Origin of the sequence: Amycolatopsis sp. NBC_01307 (genome assembly GCF_035975215.1) — a bacterium.
Taxonomy (GTDB): Bacteria; Actinomycetota; Actinomycetes; order Mycobacteriales; family Pseudonocardiaceae; genus Amycolatopsis.
The window spans coordinates 7023353-7038186 of the sequence record NZ_CP108403.1; the positions used below are offsets into that span (position 1 = coordinate 7023353).

The following is a 14834-nucleotide window of genomic DNA, read 5'->3' on the forward strand; positions in this document are numbered from 1 at the left end:
GATATTGTCAACAATCGACAACCCACTCAGACCGACCAAGGAGCACGCTGCCATGGCCCAGCTATCTCCGCTGCTCAAGCAGGCAACGCCCGTCGTGGTCGACCACGGTGAAGGGGTTTACCTCTACGACGTCGACGGCAACCGGCACCTCGACTTCACCGCCGGGATCGGCGTCACGAGCACCGGGCACTGCCACCCGCACGTCGTACGAGCAGCGCAGGAGCAGATCGGCAAGCTCGTCCACGGGCAGTACACGACGGTGATGCACCAGCCGCTGCTCGAACTGACCAAGCGCCTCGGCGACGTCCTGCCGAGCGGCCTCGACTCGCTCTTCTACGCGAACTCCGGCAGCGAAGCCGTCGAAGCCGCTCTGCGGCTTTCGCGGCAGGCGACGAAGCGCCCGAACGTGATCGTCATGCAGGGCGGCTTCCACGGCCGGACCGTCGCGGCGGCGTCGATGACGACGTCCGGGACGCGGTTCAGCGCCGGCATCGGCCCGCTGATGGCGGGCGTGCACGTCGCGCCGTTCCCCTACGCCTTCCACTACGGCTGGGACGAGCAGACCGCGACGAAGTTCGCGCTGCGTGAGCTGGACTTCCTGTTCCAGACGGTCAGCGCGCCCAACGAGACCGCCGCGATCTTCGTCGAGCCGGTGCTCGGCGAGGGCGGTTACGTCCCGGCGAACACCGAGTTCATGGCCGGGCTGCGCGAGCGCGCCGACCGGCACGGGATCCTGCTGGTCGTCGACGAGATCCAGACCGGCTTCGGCCGCACCGGGAAGTTCTGGGGGCACGACCACTTCGACGTCTCCCCCGACATCGTGCTCATCGCGAAGGGTCTGGCCAGCGGCTTCCCGCTCTCCGGCATCGCCGCTTCGCAGGAGCTGATGGCGAAGGCGCTCCCGGGCTCGCAGGGCGGGACGTACGGCGGCAACGCCGTTTCGTGCGCTGCCGCGATCGCGACGCTCGAGGTGATCCAGCAGGAGAACCTGGTGGAGAACGCCGCGACGCGCGGGCGGCAGCTGCTCGACGGCGCGCGGCTCGTCGCGGACAAGACGCCGACGATCGGCGAGGTACGCGGGCTCGGACTGCTGGTCGGCTCGGAGTTCACGACCGCCGACGGCGAGCCGGACCCGGCGACCGCGGCAGCCGCGCAGCAGGCCGCGGCCAAGAACAACCTGCTGCTGCTCACCTGCGGGCCGTACATGAACGTGGTCCGAATGGTGCCGCCACTGGTGGTCACCGCCGAGCAGGTCGACGACGCGCTGCGCATCTGGGGCGAGGTCGTCGCGTCCGTCGCGGGGAGCTGAGGATGGCCCGGTACGTCACCATCACCCTCGACAAACGCGGGATCGCCTGCCGGGCCAGGCTGCTGGACGACGAGGCGCCGCGCACCTGCAAGGCGGTGTGGGACGCGTTGCCGCAGAGCGGGTCCGCCTACCACGCGAAGTACGCGCGCAACGAGGTCTACACGCTCGTGCCGCCGTTCGCGGAGCCCAAGCCGGGGCGGGAGAACCCGACGATCACGCCGATCCCCGGGGACGTCCTGTACTTCGGGTTCGAAGCGTGGGAGATCGGCAACCCCGCGTACGGCTACGACGACGGCAGCGAGGCCCACAGCGACCAGGGCGCGACCGACCTCGCGATCTTCTACGGGCGGAACAACCTGCTGATCAACGGCGACGCAGGCTGGGTGCCGGGCAACGTGTTCGCCACGATCGAGGAGGGCCTGGCCGAGATGGCAGCCGCCGCGCAGGACCTGTGGCTACGGGGTGTCGAGGGCGAGACGCTCTCGTTCGCGCGAGCCTGAAACCCTTACCCGCCAAGGGGACGCCGGGTGCGAATACCGCACCCGGCGTTCCCTTTTTCGCGCCTTCCGCCACTCGAAAGGGTGATCGTCGGAGTTTCACCTTTCGTGGCCGGTGATCACCAGATCGAGCTACGCGACAGCCCAGGTTGCCGGATCAAGCCCGGCATCACCGACAGTGATGATCGGTCCAGTTGCTACCCAGAGTGGTTGACCGCCGACCAGGGCACCCCGGCGGCAAACACGAAGGGATTACGTGTTTAGCATGGGAAGATTCCGCGACGGCGGGATTCCCGGAATTCGGCTCTTTGACAGGTCGCCAGCACGGTGAAAACCTGATTCAGCTCCTCGCGAGAGCAACTCCAGGGAATCAGGAATCATTCATTAAGGAGCCTTTCCATGCAGATGTTCGCCCAGCACGCGCACCACGCCCACGACATCCTCACGGGCGTTCTCGCGCACCTGGCGCACGTCCTCGGCTGGCTGGTCTGACCTAGGCGACCGAACGGCCCGGTCGCGGGAAACCGCGGCCGGGCCGTTTCACGCGATCGCGGACAGCCGCGCGAAATCGTCGTCGGAAAGCTCGATTTCCGACGCACCGCAATTCTCTTCGAGGTGTTCGAGTGACGACGTCCCGGGAATCGGGATGACGACCGGGGACCGGTGCAGCAGCCAGGCGAGGGACACCTGAGCGGGTGTCGCGCCGAGATCGGCCGCGACCTTACCGAGCACCCCGCCGGCCGTCGCGTGCCCACCGTTCGCGATCGGCAGCCACGGGATGAACGCGATCCCCTCGCTCTCACAGTGATCGAGGACGTCGTCGGACGCCCGGTCGGTCAGGTTGTAGCGGTTCTGCACGCTCGCGATGGGCGTGACGGCCCGGGCTTCTTCAAGCTGCGCGACGCTCACCTCGGACAGCCCCACCCGCGCGACCTTGCCCTCCTCCCGCAGCCGCGCGAGCGCGCCGACCTGGTCCGCGAGCGGCACCTGCGGGTCGAGCCGGTGCAGCTGCAGCAGGTCCAAGCGGTCGACGCGCAGGCGTCGCAGCGAGAGCTCCGCCTGTTGCCGGAGGTACTCGGGCCGGCCGAGCGGGACCCACTCGCCGCGGCTCGGGCGCGCGTGCCCGCACTTCGTCGCCACGAGCAGCTCCGGGTACGGGTGGAGCGCCTCGGCGAGCAGCTCCTCGTTCCGCCCCAGGTCATAGGCGTCGGCGGTGTCGAAGAACGTCACGCCGAGCTCGGCGGCCCGGCGCGCGACCGCCGCGGCCCCGGCCGGCACGTGGTCCCACTCGGTCAGCCTCATGGCGCCGAAACCCAGGCGCCGCACGGAAAAGCCGTCGTCGAGGGTGTACGTCGATGTCATGCCGGAAGCCTCGCCCCGCCGTCCGTCACCCACCAGAGATTTAGGCTGAGCTAAATTCTCAGCCCGCTCCGCCAAATGTGAAACATCTTCATAGCGGCGTACTGGCGGTACGTACTACGCTGCGGTAACCACAGCAACGGCGCGGAGGAGAGACTCTCGATGGGCGACGTGGCGGCACAGCTGGCCGAGATCGTCGGGGACAAGAACCTGCTCACGGGCGAGGCGATCTCCGAGGACTACGCGCACGACGAAGCTCTGACGGCGGAGCCGCAGAAGCCCGCGTACGTCGCGAAGCCGGCAACGGCCGAAGAAGTCGCGGAGCTGCTGAAGGCGGCTACAGAACACAGCATCCCGGTGACGGCGCGGGGCTCCGGCAGCGGGCTGTCCGGCGCCGCGCGACCGCGCGAAGACGGCCTCGTCATCTCCTTCGAGCGGATGAACTCCGTGCTCGAGATCGACACCGGCAACCACGTCGCCGTCGTGCAGCCCGGCGTCACGCTCGCCGAACTCGACGTCAAGACGGCCGAAGCCGGGCTCAGCTACACCGTCTACCCCGGCGAGCTGAGCGCGAGCGTCGGCGGGAACGTCGGCACCAACGCCGGCGGGATGCGCGCGGTGAAGTACGGCGTCACCCGCAACAACGTCCTCGGCCTGCAGGCCGTGCTGCCGACCGGCGAGATCCTCCGCACCGGCGGCAAGACGTCGAAGGTGTCGACCGGCTACGACCTCACCCAGCTGATCATCGGCTCCGAGGGCACTCTCGCGCTGGCCACCGAGGTCATCGTCAAGCTGCACCCGCGGCTGACGCACGGCGCCACCGTGCTCGCGCCGTTCGGCAACTTCGACCAGGTCATGGCCGCCGTGCCGGAGATCCTCTCCAGCGGGCTCGCGCCGCACATCCTCGAATACATCGACAACCTGACGATGGCGGCGATCGTCTACAACGAGAAGCTCGAGCTCGGCGTACCGGACAAGATCCGCGAGACGACCGAGGCGTACCTCGTCGTCGCGCTGGAGAACCGCGAGGCGCAGCGGCTGGAGCAGGACGTCGAGACCGTCGGCGAGCTACTCGGCGAACTCGGCGCGACCGACGTCTACGTCCTCGACGGCGGCGCCGCGCGCAAGCTCATCGAAGCGCGCGAGAAGGCCTTCTGGACCGCGAAGGCGGCCGGCGCCGACGACGTCATCGACGTCGTCGTGCCGCGCACCGCGATGCCGGAGTTCATCAAGAAGGCGCGGGAGCTCGCGATGGCCGCGGGCGGCGGCGCGATCGGCTGCGGGCACGCCGGCGACGGCAACGTGCACCTCGGGATCTTCTGCAAAGACACCGACAAGCGGAAGCAGCTGCTCACCGACATCTTCGCGCACGCCATGGAGCTGGGCGGCGCGATCTCCGGCGAGCACGGCCTCGGCCGCACCAAGGCGAGCTACTACCAGGAACTCGAAGACCCGGCGAAGATCGCGTTGATGCGCCGGATCAAGCAGAGCTTCGACCCCGCCGGGATCCTCAACCCCGGCGTTCTCTTCACCGAAGGAACCGCATGAGCGAGCTGAACGGCGCCCAGTCCCTGATCCGCACCCTGGTCGACGCCGACGTCGAAGTGTGCTTCGCGAACCCCGGCACGTCGGAGATGCACTTCGTCGCCGCGCTCGACACCGTCCCGGAGATGCGGGGCGTGCTCGCGCTGTTCGAGGGCGTCGTCACCGGTGCCGCCGACGGTTACGCGCGCATCGCCGGCAAGCCCGCCGCGACGCTGCTGCACCTCGGCCCGGGCCTCGGCAACGGCCTGGCGAACCTGCACAACGCGCGCCGCGCGAACACGCCGATCGTCAACGTCGTCGGCGACCACGCGACCTACCACAAGCAGTACGACGCGCCGCTGGAATCGGACATCGAGTCCATCGCGAGCTCGCTCGAAGGCTGGGTGCGCCGCTCGGAGCACACCAAGGACGTCGGAGCGGACGCCGCCGCCGCGGTCGCCGCGGCGCAGGACGCGCCCGGCCGCGTCGCCACGCTGATCCTCCCCGCAGACGCTTCGTGGGGCGAAGGCGGCGAGACGTGCGCGCCGATCCCCCCGCGCGTGCCGCAGGCGGTCGACGCGACCACGGTCAAGGACGTCGCCGCGGTGTTCGGCACCGGCGAACCGGTCGCGCTGCTGATCGGCGGCGCCGCGTGCCACGAAGAAGGACTCCGCGCGGCCAGCCGGATCGCGGCCGCGACCGGCGCGAAGGCGTTCGTCGAGACGTTCCCCTCCCGGCTCGAGCGCGGCGAGGGACTGCCGACGATCGAGCGGCTCGGGTACCTCGCCGAGCAGGTCACCTACCAGCTCGACGGGATCAAGCACATCGTCGTCGCCGGCACGAAGGCGCCGGTGTCGTTCTTCGCCTACCCGGGCAAGCCGAGCGACCTGGTGCCGGAAGGTGCCCAGGTGCACACGCTTGCGTCGCTCGGACAGGACGTCACGCGCGCGCTGACCGAGGTCGCCGACCTCGTCGCCGCGGACACCGAGCCGGTGCTGCAGCAGGCGTCCCGGCCCGCCCTGCCGAGCGGCCCGCTGACCCCGCAGAACTGGGTCGACGTCATCGGCGCGCTGCTGCCGGAGAACGCGATCATCGCCGACGAGGCGAACACGTCCGGCCTGATGCTGCCGACGGCGACGGCGGGCGCGCCGCGCCACGACGTCCTGACGCTGACCGGCGGCGCGATCGGCTACGGCATGCCGGTGGCGACCGGCGCGGCCGTGGCGGCGCCGGACCGTCCCGTGCTCAACCTGCAGTCCGACGGCAGCGCGCTCTACACGATCTCCGCGCTGTGGACGCAGGCGCGCGAAAACCTGAACGTGACGACGGTGCTGCTCAACAACCGCGCGTACGCGATCCTGCGGCTGGAGCTGCAGCGCGTCGGAGCGCAGGGCGGCCCGAAGGCGAACGAGCTGCTCGACCTTTCGCGGCCGGACATGGACTTCGTGAAGATCGCGGAGGGCATGGGCGTGCCCGCGACCCGCGCGACGACCGCCGAGGAGCTCGCCGAGCAACTGCAGCGCGCGTTCGCCGAACCCGGGCCGCACCTTATCGACGCCGCGGTGCCGCCGTTGCTCTGAACCGGGCTATCCTCGCCGTCGAACCGACGGCGAGGAGCGGCGATGACCGACCAGCACGCGCAGCGTGGCATCGACCTCGAGCGCCCGAACGCGGCACGCGTGTACGACTACATGATCGGCGGCAAGCTCAACTACGCCGTCGACCGGATGTTCGCCGACCAGGTCCTGGGCGTGCTGCCGAACGCGCGGCACATGGCGGTGGTCAACCGGGCGTGGCTGCGCCGGGCCGTGCGGTTCGGCGCGGAACAGGGCATCCGGCAGTTCCTCGACATCGGCTCGGGCATGCCGACGGTCGGGCACGTGCACGAGGTCGTCCAGGGGATCGACCCGGAGTCACAGGTCGTGTACGTCGACAACGAGCCGATCGCCGTCGCGCACAGCGAGATCGTGCTGGAGGGCAACGACAACGCGGCCATGGTGCAGGCCGACGCCGAGTACGTGGACGACGTGCTGGAGCACCCGACGACCGAGTCGATGCTGGACTTCGACCAGCCGGTGATGATCATCATGGCCGCGTTCGTGCACTTCATCCCCGACTCCCGCGATCCGGCCGGCCTGATCGCGCAGTACTTCGACGCGTTCCCGTCGGGCAGCTACCTGGCGTTGTCGTCGGGCACGTGGGAAGGCCAGGGCGAGGAGTCGCAGCGCTCGGTCGCGCTGTACGAGAAGAGCGGCACGCCGCTGACCCTGCGCTCCCCCGACGAGATGCGCGCGCTGGTGAACGGGTTCGAAATCCTGCCGCCGGGTGTCGTGTTCACGCCGGAGTGGCGCCCGGACGGGCCGCTCGAAGACCCGCCCGCGCTGTCCGGCGGTCTGTCGCTGGTGGCGCGCAAGGCCTGACGCGGGCCGGGCTATTCTCGCGTCACACCTGAGCCCGGGAGCGGCGGATGACCGAAGACGAACTCGCTAGGCGCGGCATCGACCTCGACAAGCCGAACGCCGCGCGTGTGTACGACTACATCCTCGGCGGCGAGCTGAACTACGCCGTCGACCGGATGTTCGCCGAGCAGGTGCTGACGGCGCAGCCGAACGCGCGGGAGCGCGCGCAGCTCAACCGGCAGTGGCTGCGCCGCGCGATCCGGTTCGGGATGGACCAGGGCATCCGGCAGTTCCTGGACATCGGTTCGGGCATGCCGACCGTGGGGCACGTGCACGAGGTGGCGCAGGCCGCCGACCCGACGTCCCGGGTCGTCTACGTGGACAACGAGCCGGTCGCGGTCGCGCACAGCGAGATCGTGCTGGAGTACAACGAGAACGCGGCGATGGTGTACGCCGACGCCGAGTTCCCGGACGACGTCCTCGAGCACGACACCACCGAGATGATGCTGGACCTGGACCAGCCGGTGATGGTGGTGATGGCGCTGTTCGTGCACTTCATCCCGGACGAGCGCGAACCCGCGCGGCTGCTGGCGGCCTACCGCGACGCGCTCGCGCCCGGCAGCTACCTGGCGCTGTCGTCGGCCACGCACGAGCGGCAGAGCGACGAGACCGCGCGCGCGGTGGCGATGTACAAGAAGAGCTCCAACCCGGTGATCCCGCGCTCGGCCGACGAGCTGCGTGCCCTGGTCGACGGCTTCGAGATCGTCGACCCCGGCGTCGTGTTCATCCCGCAGTGGCGCCCGGACGCCGCCGACGACATGCCGGAAGACCCGACGGAGTGCGGCGGGCTGGCGCTGGTGGCGCGCAAGAACTGACGGCGTGCGCCGCGCGTCCGGGTTTCGCCACCCGGACCCGCGGTTACGCGACGCCGACCAGGACGGGCGCCACCTTCGTCTTCGGTACCAAAGCGGCGAGCGCGACGCCCGCCAGTGCGGCGCACGCCGCCACCGCGAACGTCGCGCGGAAGCCGCCCAGCGACGGCACCGCCAGGCCGCCGACGCTGATCGTCAGCTGGGCCAGCATCGCGGCCATCACCGCGCTCGAGACCGCCGTGCCGACCGAACGCATCAGGGCGTTCAGGCCGTTCGCGGACGCCGTTTCGGTGACCGGCACCGAGCCCATGATCAGCGCCGGCATCGCCGCGTAGGCGATCCCCACGCCGGCGCCGATGATCACCGAGGCCGTGATGAGCTCGAGCGCGTTGTCCATCAGCACGATCGCGAACGCGTAGCCGACGGCGATCACCAGCGCGCCGCTCATCAGCGTCGGCCGCGGGCCGAACCGGGTGATGAGCCGCGCCGACACCGGCGAGAGCAGCATCATCACCAGGCCGTTCGGCGCGAGTGTGAGCCCGGACTCGACCATGGTCTGACCGAGCCCGTAGCCGGTCGACGACGGGGCCTGCAGCAGCTGCGGGAACGACAACGCCATGGCGTACAACGCGAAGCCGACCATGATCGACGCCAGGTTCGTGAACAGCACCGGCCGGCGGGACGAGACGCGCAGGTCGACCAGCGGGTCGCGACGGCGCAGCTGGTAGGCGCCCCAGCCGACCAGGATGACGACGGCCAGCGCGGCCAGGCCGAGTGTCGGCGCGCTGGTCCAGCCCCACGTGCCGCCCTTCACCACGGGCAACAGCAGGCAGAGCAGGCCTGCGGCCAAGCCGAACGCGCCGAAGTAGTCGAACGGCGCGGGCGTGCGCAGCGACGACTCCGGCACCACCGTGAGGATCAGCAGCGCGCAGGCCAGGCCGAGCCCGGCGGCCGTCCAGAACAGCACGTGCCAGTCGGCGTTCTCGGCGACGAGCGCCGCGACCGGCAGCCCGATCGCGCCGCCCACCCCGAGCGTCGCGCTCATCAGGGAGATCGCGCCGCCGACGCGTTCGGGCGGGAGCTCGTCGCGCATGATGCTGATGCCGAGCGGGATCACGCCCATCGCGCAGCCCTGGAGCCCGCGGCCGAGGATCTGGAACGCGAGCGCGCTGGTCGTCGCGGACACGACGGAACCGGCGATGAGCACGGCGAGGCTGATGAGGATCATCCGCCGCTTGCCGTAGAGGTCCCCGAGCCGGCCGCTGACCGGCGTGATCACCGCCGCGGCGAGCAGCGTCACCGTGACCACCCACGACGCGTCGGCGGCCGACGCGTGCAGCAGCTTCGGGAACACCGGGATCAGCGGCACGACCAGGGTCTGCATGAACGACGCCACCAGCCCGCACGAAGCGAGGACGACGACGATCGCGCGGCCGGACCCTTCGGGACGGGACACCACACCCCCAGATGTGTAGTTAGTACGCATCATGCAACTTCATGCACTGTACCTACGTGCTGGGGGATTCCGATCCATTCGTGCTCGATGCCGCACATCTCACAGCCAGGTGCGCACTCCACCGTGCCCCGAGCAGGTCCCGGAGTGGTTCTGGCTGTAGCTGTAGGTGCCGTCCTTGCAGAGAGCGGTCGCGCCTGCGGGGCTGCTGCCGGGCCGGTGCACGCAGTTGCCGTCGACGTTCCGGTAGTAGTCGGCACCGCACGCGGCCGGTTGCGGCGCGGGCTTGGCCGTGGTCTTCGGCGCCTGGGCCTTCGCCGCGGTCGTCTTCGGCGCGACGGCTTTCGGCGCGACGGCCTTGGGTGCGACGGTGTTCGGCGCGGCCGGAACCGTCGTGGCGACCGGCACTTCGGACGTCGTCGGCAATGCGGAGGTGGCCGGCGCTTCGGTCGTGACCGGAACGGAATACGTCGGCGTCGAATAGCTCGATGTCGTCGGCGCGATCACCCCGACGTTGCCGGTGTCCTTGTACTGCTGCGGACCCGCGCCGCAGCCCGCGACCAGCAGTCCCGCCGCCAGGACCAACCCGAGCTTCTTACCCACTGCCACTCCTCAGCCAAGCGAATCAATGCCGCCTAGTCGGTGGCCGGAAACCGTTTGTTACAGCGAAAATCGCACGCGAAGTCCATTACGCTGTGAGCAAATCCCGCCCCGCGCGCCCGCGCTCACCCCTAATCTCGCGGCATGGAGCTCGTCGAGATCACCCCGCGGCTGCACCTGATCCGGGACGCGTTCGTCCAGGCCTACCTCTGGCAGGACGACGACGGTCTGACGCTGATCGACACCGGCCTCGCCGGCTGGGCGCCCGGTATCACCGCCGCGATCCGTTCCGCGGGCCGCGATCCCGGTGAGCTGCGCCGGATCGTGCTGACCCACTACCACTCCGACCACACCGGCGCGGCCGCCGATCTCCGCGCCGCGGGTGGGATCGAAGTGCTCGCGCACGGGGCGGACGCGCCGGTGGTGCGCGGCGAGCGGCCCGCCACCCCGCCGGTGCTGCTCGACTGGGAGCGTCCGCTGTACGAGCAGACCGGCGCCGAGACCAAGGGGCTCACCGGGCCGCCCTGCGCCGTCGACCGCGAACTGGCCGACGGCGACGAACTCGGCTTCGGCGGCGGCGCGAAGATCCTCGCGATCCCCGGGCACACCGACGGCAGCATCGCGATCCACCTCCCGGCGCACGGCGTCCTGTTCACCGGCGACTCGGTCTCGCAGATGGACGGCGTCGCCATCCCCGGCGTGTTCAACACGGATCGCCCGCGCCTGCTGGAGTCGTTCCGCAGGCTGGCCGCGCTGGACGTCGACATCGCGTGCTTCGGCCACATGGATCCGTTCACCGAGCACGCCGGCAAACGCTTGCGCGCCGCTCTCGACGGGCTGACCTGAATCCGTCCTAGACTCGCCGGATGTCCTGGTTACGGCGGTACGCCGCCGAACTCGCGGTCACCGTCGCCGTGCTCGCGGGCTCGCTGTTCGCCGTTCTCAGCGACACCGCGGAGCCCGGGAACCACGTCGTGCTCGGCTGGTTGCTGACCATCGCCTGCTGCGCCGCGCTGTTCCTGCGCCGCCGGTACCCACTGGGTGTCGCCGGGTTCGCGCTGGTCTGCTGCGCGCTCTACTACCCGCTCACCGATCCCGACGGGCTGGTGCTGCTGGCCTTCGCGTACACGCTCTACACGGCCGCCGCGGCCGGGCGGATCCGCGGCGCCGCGCTGCTGGTCGTCGCGGCGATGGCCGGCGTCGTGGTCGGCGAGATCAGCTCGCGGTCCGGGCGGCACGTCGACAACTTCGCGTTCTTCCTGATGACGGGCTGGTTCGTCGCGCTGGTCGCGGGCGGCGCGGTCGCGCACTTCCGCGCCGCGGCCGAGCGCACTCGCGCGGCCGAGGCACGGACCGACGAGCGCCTCCGCATCGCGCGCGAGCTGCACGACGCGCTGGGTCACCACCTCGCGCTGATCAACGTCCAGGCCGGCGCCGCGCTGCACCGCCGTGATCCGGAGCAGGCGGAAGAAGCGCTCGCGGCGATCAAGGACGCGAGCAAGACGGCGTTGCAGGAGCTGCGCGCGACCCTCGGCATGCTGCGCCAGAACAACGGGTTCGCACTCTCCCGCGTCGCGGAGCTGACCGAATCGGCCGGCGCGTCCGGGCTGACCGTGCGCACCGAGATCGACGGCGTCGCCCGGGACCTGCCGCCGGACGTCGAGCACGCCGCGTTCCGCGTCGTCCAGGAAGCGCTGACGAACGTCGCGAAGCACGCCGCCGCGAAGACCGTCGTCGTCCGGCTGGGTTACGGCGAAACCGAGCTGTCCGTGCAGGTCGACGACGACGGGCGCGGCGGCACCGCCCCGGCGGGCAACGGCATCCGCGGCATGACCGAGCGCGCGCGGGCGCTCGGCGGCGAAGTGACCGCCGCGCCCCGTGAAGGTGGCGGCTACCGCGTGCGTGCCCGGCTTCCGGTGCGATGATGGGCCGATGATCCGGGTCCTGCTCGTCGACGACCAGCGGCTCGTCCGCGCCGGCTTCCGGTCCATTTTGGACGGCGAGGACGACATCGACGTCGTCGCCGAAGCCGCCGACGGGCGCGAAGCCCTGCAGGCCGCGCACGACCACCGCCCGGACGTCGTGCTGATGGACATCCGGATGCCGGTGCTCGACGGCCTGGCCGCCACCCGGCACCTGCTGGCCGACCCGGGGATGACCGGCACCAAGGTCGTCATCCTCACCACGTTCGACCTCGACGAAGACGTCTACGGCGCCCTTCGCGCGGGAGCGAGCGGGTTCCTCGTCAAGGACACCGAGCCCGCCGAACTGATCCACGCGGTGCGCGTGGTCGCCCGCGGGGACGCGCTGCTCGCGCCGTCCGTCACGCGGCGGCTGATCTCCGAGTTCGCCGCGCGCGTCACCCGGCCGACGCCGTCACCGGCGCTCGACCGACTCACCGACCGCGAACGCGAAGTGCTCTCCCTGGTCGCCGCGGGCATGTCGAACGACGACATCGCGCGCGAACTCACGCTCAGCCCGGCGACGGCGAAAACGCACGTCAGCCGCATCATGACCAAGACCGGCGCGCACGACCGCGCCCAGCTCGTCGTCCTCGCCTACGAGTCCGGCGCGGTGACGCCGCGCTGGCTCACCCCCTGAGCCGTACTCCCGCGGGAGTACGGGAAAGGCCTTAAGGGACACCGCTGGGTGCACGCGAAGTGCCCTCCGGAGCGCGACGCGGAGCAGGTCCGCACTCGCGATTCTTGTCCACCATGGACACCATCACCCGCACCACCGGCGGCCGGCTGGCGCGCCTGGCCGGCTGGGCGCAACGCCACCGGTGGCTCGCCGTCGCACTCTGGGCCCTGGTCCTGCTGGCCGTCACGTTCACCTCCCGGCTCACCGGGAGCGCCTTCCACGACGACAACTCACTGCCGGGCACCGAGTCGCAGCAGGTCGTCGACCTCCTGAAGACGACCACGCAGTCCGGGGCGGACGCGCAGATCGTCTTCGAGTCCGACAGCGGCCTCGCCGCCAGGCGTGCAGCGGTCGATAACGCTCTGGCAAATGTCCGATTGCAGCCGCACGTGCGGTCGGTGACCGGCCCGTTCGACAGCCCGGCGACCCTCTCGCGGGACGGCCGGATCGGCTACGCGACCGTCGCGTTCGACGCCGCGTCGGCCGACCTCCCCTACGACGACATCGTCAAGGTCGTCGACACCGCGAAGGCGGCCGACGGCGTCCAGGTGGCGCTCGCCGGCGACCCGATCAAGCGGGTCTCCGAAGGCGGCGGCCCGGCGGAGGGCGTCGGCCTGCTCGCCGCGCTGGTCGTGCTCGTGTTCCTGTTCCGCTCGCTGCTCGCGGCGGGACTGCCGGTCATCACCGCGGTGTTCGCGGTCGGCAGCACGCTCGGCGCGATCACGCTCGTCTCGCACTACGTCGGCATCGCGAGCTACACGTCGCCGCTGATGATGCTGGTCGGGTTCGGGGTGGGCGTCGACTACTCGCTGCTCATCTTCTCCCGCTACCGCGGCGAGATCCTCGCCGGCCACGACCGCGACACGGCGGCGCGTCGCGCGCTCGACACCGCCGGGCGGTCGGTGCTGTTCGCCGGGACGACGGTGATCATCGCGTTGCTCGGCCTGCTCGCTCTCGGACTCGGCGGGCTGCGGGGCGTCGCGCTGGCCGTCGCGCTCACCGTCCTCATGACGATGCTCGCGTCGGTGACGCTGCTGCCCGCGCTGCTGTCGCTGTTCGGCAAGCGGCTCGAACGCGGCATCCGCAAGCACGCCGCGAAACGCTCGAAGGGGTCCGGGCCTGGGACGAAGCTCCGGACGGCACCGCGCGAGCACGGCAACGCCTGGCGGCGGCTCGCCGACGGCGTCCAGCGTCGTCCGCTGGCCCCGCTGGCGATCGGCCTGATCGTGCTCATCGGACTGGCCATCCCGGCCGCGGGCATGCGGCTCGGCTTCGCCGACTCGGGCACGGACCCCGCCGGATCGACGACGCGCGAGGCGTACGACCTGATGGCCGAAGGGTTCGGGCCGGGCTTCAGCGGACCGCTCGCCGTCGTCACCGAAGACGGCGATCCCGTCGCGCTGCAGCAACGGCTCGCGTCGACCCCGGGGATCGCCCGCGCGCTGCCGCCGACGGGCCTGACCGTGCTCGCGTTCCCGACGACGTCTCCCCAGGACGAAGCGACCGCCGAACTGGTGACGCGCCTGCGGACCGAGGTCCTGCCGTCCCTGCCGGGGCACTACCTGGTCGGCGGTTCGGTCGCGGCCGCGACGGACTTCGCCGACGCCGTCGCCGACCGGCTGCCGCTGTTCGTGCTGGTCGTCGTCGGGCTCTCGGCGTTGCTGCTGATGGTCGTGTTCCGCTCGATCCTGATCCCGCTGAAGGCGGCGCTGCTGAACCTGCTGAGCATCGGCGCCTCGCTCGGCGTGATGACGCTGGTGTTCGGCGACGGCTGGTTCGGCGCGCAGTCCGGCCCGATCGAGGCGTTCGTGCCGGTGATGATCTTCGCGATCGTCTTCGGGCTGTCGATGGACTACGAGGTGTTCCTGGTGTCGCGGATGCACGAGGAGTGGCGGCGCACCGGCGACGCGTGCCTCGCGGTGCGCGAAGGGCTCGCCGCGACCGGCGGCGTGATCACCGCCGCCGGCGCGATCATGGTGCTGGTGTTCGGCGCGTTCCTGCTCGACCCGTCCCGGATGCTGGCGCAGTTCGGGCTCGGCCTGGCGGTGGCGGTGCTGCTGGACGCGCTGCTGATCCGCTGCCTGCTCGTCCCGGCGATCATGCGCTTGCTCGGCGCGCGGGCCTGGTGGCTGCCGCGCGGGCTGGACCGGCGGCTCCCGCACGTCGCGCTGGAACCGTGAC

13 protein-coding genes are annotated in these 14834 nt (G+C 70.8%); 10 read left to right on the forward strand and 3 right to left on the reverse strand.

Annotation, left to right across the window (positions count from 1 at the left end; translation table 11 throughout):
• Nucleotides 1–52: 52 nt before the first annotated feature.
• Nucleotides 53–1309: an aspartate aminotransferase family protein gene (locus OG439_RS30435; RefSeq protein ID WP_326944197.1), complete on the forward strand. Its 1257-nt coding sequence runs from the start codon at nucleotides 53–55 to the stop codon at nucleotides 1307–1309.
• Nucleotides 1310–1311: 2 nt separating this feature from the next.
• A complete protein-coding gene (locus tag OG439_RS30440) occupies nucleotides 1312–1809 on the forward strand; it encodes a DUF3830 family protein (protein WP_247057290.1) in 498 nt (165 codons plus the stop codon).
• A 537-nt stretch (nucleotides 1810–2346) separates the two neighbouring features.
• Here the strand turns inward: OG439_RS30440 and OG439_RS30445 are convergent.
• Nucleotides 2347–3168, reverse strand: a complete 822-nt coding sequence (locus OG439_RS30445; RefSeq protein ID WP_326944198.1) for an aldo/keto reductase — start codon at nucleotides 3166–3168, stop codon at nucleotides 2347–2349.
• A 159-nt stretch (nucleotides 3169–3327) separates the two neighbouring features.
• On the opposite strand from OG439_RS30445, the gene OG439_RS30450 reads away from it, so the two are divergent.
• The 4 genes from OG439_RS30450 to OG439_RS30465 are packed head-to-tail and all read left to right on the forward strand — an operon-like array spanning nucleotide 3328 to nucleotide 7963.
• Nucleotides 3328–4713: an FAD-binding oxidoreductase gene (locus tag OG439_RS30450; protein ID WP_326944199.1), complete on the forward strand. Its 1386-nt coding sequence runs from the start codon at nucleotides 3328–3330 to the stop codon at nucleotides 4711–4713.
• Nucleotides 4710–6269: an acetolactate synthase large subunit gene (locus tag OG439_RS30455; protein WP_326944200.1), complete on the forward strand. Its 1560-nt coding sequence runs from the start codon at nucleotides 4710–4712 to the stop codon at nucleotides 6267–6269. The genes OG439_RS30450 and OG439_RS30455 overlap by 4 nt, the downstream gene beginning before the upstream one ends.
• A 42-nt stretch (nucleotides 6270–6311) precedes the next feature.
• A complete protein-coding gene (locus OG439_RS30460; protein ID WP_326944201.1) occupies nucleotides 6312–7109 on the forward strand; it encodes an SAM-dependent methyltransferase in 798 nt (265 codons plus the stop codon).
• A gap of 47 nt (nucleotides 7110–7156) precedes the next feature.
• Complete coding sequence (locus OG439_RS30465; protein WP_326944202.1) at nucleotides 7157–7963, forward strand: SAM-dependent methyltransferase; 807 nt, start codon at nucleotides 7157–7159, stop codon at nucleotides 7961–7963.
• Between the two features lie 43 nt (nucleotides 7964–8006).
• Here OG439_RS30465 and OG439_RS30470 read toward each other — a convergent pair whose 3' ends face one another.
• Both OG439_RS30470 and OG439_RS30475 read right to left on the reverse strand, forming a co-directional pair.
• Nucleotides 8007–9446, reverse strand: coding sequence for an MFS transporter (locus OG439_RS30470; RefSeq protein ID WP_442788322.1), 1440 nt, complete (start codon nucleotides 9444–9446; stop codon nucleotides 8007–8009).
• A gap of 69 nt (nucleotides 9447–9515) precedes the next feature.
• Complete coding sequence (locus OG439_RS30475; protein ID WP_247057301.1) at nucleotides 9516–10016, reverse strand: DUF3761 domain-containing protein; 501 nt, start codon at nucleotides 10014–10016, stop codon at nucleotides 9516–9518.
• 141 nt (nucleotides 10017–10157) lie between these two features.
• On the opposite strand from OG439_RS30475, the gene OG439_RS30480 reads away from it, so the two are divergent.
• The 4 genes from OG439_RS30480 (at nucleotide 10158) to OG439_RS30495 (ending at nucleotide 14833) form a co-directional block, all read left to right on the forward strand.
• Complete coding sequence (locus tag OG439_RS30480; protein WP_326944204.1) at nucleotides 10158–10859, forward strand: MBL fold metallo-hydrolase; 702 nt, start codon at nucleotides 10158–10160, stop codon at nucleotides 10857–10859.
• 20 nt (nucleotides 10860–10879) lie between these two features.
• Complete coding sequence (locus tag OG439_RS30485; RefSeq protein ID WP_326944205.1) at nucleotides 10880–11938, forward strand: sensor histidine kinase; 1059 nt, start codon at nucleotides 10880–10882, stop codon at nucleotides 11936–11938.
• 7 nt (nucleotides 11939–11945) lie between these two features.
• Nucleotides 11946–12614 carry a response regulator transcription factor gene (locus OG439_RS30490; RefSeq protein WP_326944206.1) on the forward strand — a complete coding sequence of 223 codons (669 nt, stop codon included), beginning with the start codon at nucleotides 11946–11948 and terminating at the stop codon, nucleotides 12612–12614.
• A gap of 113 nt (nucleotides 12615–12727) precedes the next feature.
• Nucleotides 12728–14833 carry an MMPL family transporter gene (locus OG439_RS30495; protein ID WP_326944207.1) on the forward strand — a complete coding sequence of 702 codons (2106 nt, stop codon included), beginning with the start codon at nucleotides 12728–12730 and terminating at the stop codon, nucleotides 14831–14833.
• Nucleotide 14834 lies beyond the last annotated feature (1 nt).

What these genes read in the sequence shown, in the direction of transcription:
- OG439_RS30435 (WP_326944197.1), top strand. Translation starts at nt 53, where the DNA reads ATGGCCCAGCTATCTCCGCTGCTCAAGCAGGCAACGCCCGTCGTGGTC.
- OG439_RS30440 (WP_247057290.1), top strand. Translation starts at nt 1,312, where the DNA reads ATGGCCCGGTACGTCACCATCACCCTCGACAAACGCGGGATCGCCTGC.
- OG439_RS30445 (WP_326944198.1), bottom strand. Translation starts at nt 3,168, where the DNA reads ATGACATCGACGTACACCCTCGACGACGGCTTTTCCGTGCGGCGCCTG.
- OG439_RS30450 (WP_326944199.1), top strand. Translation starts at nt 3,328, where the DNA reads ATGGGCGACGTGGCGGCACAGCTGGCCGAGATCGTCGGGGACAAGAAC.
- OG439_RS30455 (WP_326944200.1), top strand. Translation starts at nt 4,710, where the DNA reads ATGAGCGAGCTGAACGGCGCCCAGTCCCTGATCCGCACCCTGGTCGAC.
- OG439_RS30460 (WP_326944201.1), top strand. Translation starts at nt 6,312, where the DNA reads ATGACCGACCAGCACGCGCAGCGTGGCATCGACCTCGAGCGCCCGAAC.
- OG439_RS30465 (WP_326944202.1), top strand. Translation starts at nt 7,157, where the DNA reads ATGACCGAAGACGAACTCGCTAGGCGCGGCATCGACCTCGACAAGCCG.
- OG439_RS30470 (WP_442788322.1), bottom strand. Translation starts at nt 9,446, where the DNA reads ATGCGTACTAACTACACATCTGGGGGTGTGGTGTCCCGTCCCGAAGGG.
- OG439_RS30480 (WP_326944204.1), top strand. Translation starts at nt 10,158, where the DNA reads ATGGAGCTCGTCGAGATCACCCCGCGGCTGCACCTGATCCGGGACGCG.
- OG439_RS30485 (WP_326944205.1), top strand. Translation starts at nt 10,880, where the DNA reads ATGTCCTGGTTACGGCGGTACGCCGCCGAACTCGCGGTCACCGTCGCC.
- OG439_RS30490 (WP_326944206.1), top strand. Translation starts at nt 11,946, where the DNA reads ATGATCCGGGTCCTGCTCGTCGACGACCAGCGGCTCGTCCGCGCCGGC.
- OG439_RS30495 (WP_326944207.1), top strand. Translation starts at nt 12,728, where the DNA reads ATGGACACCATCACCCGCACCACCGGCGGCCGGCTGGCGCGCCTGGCC.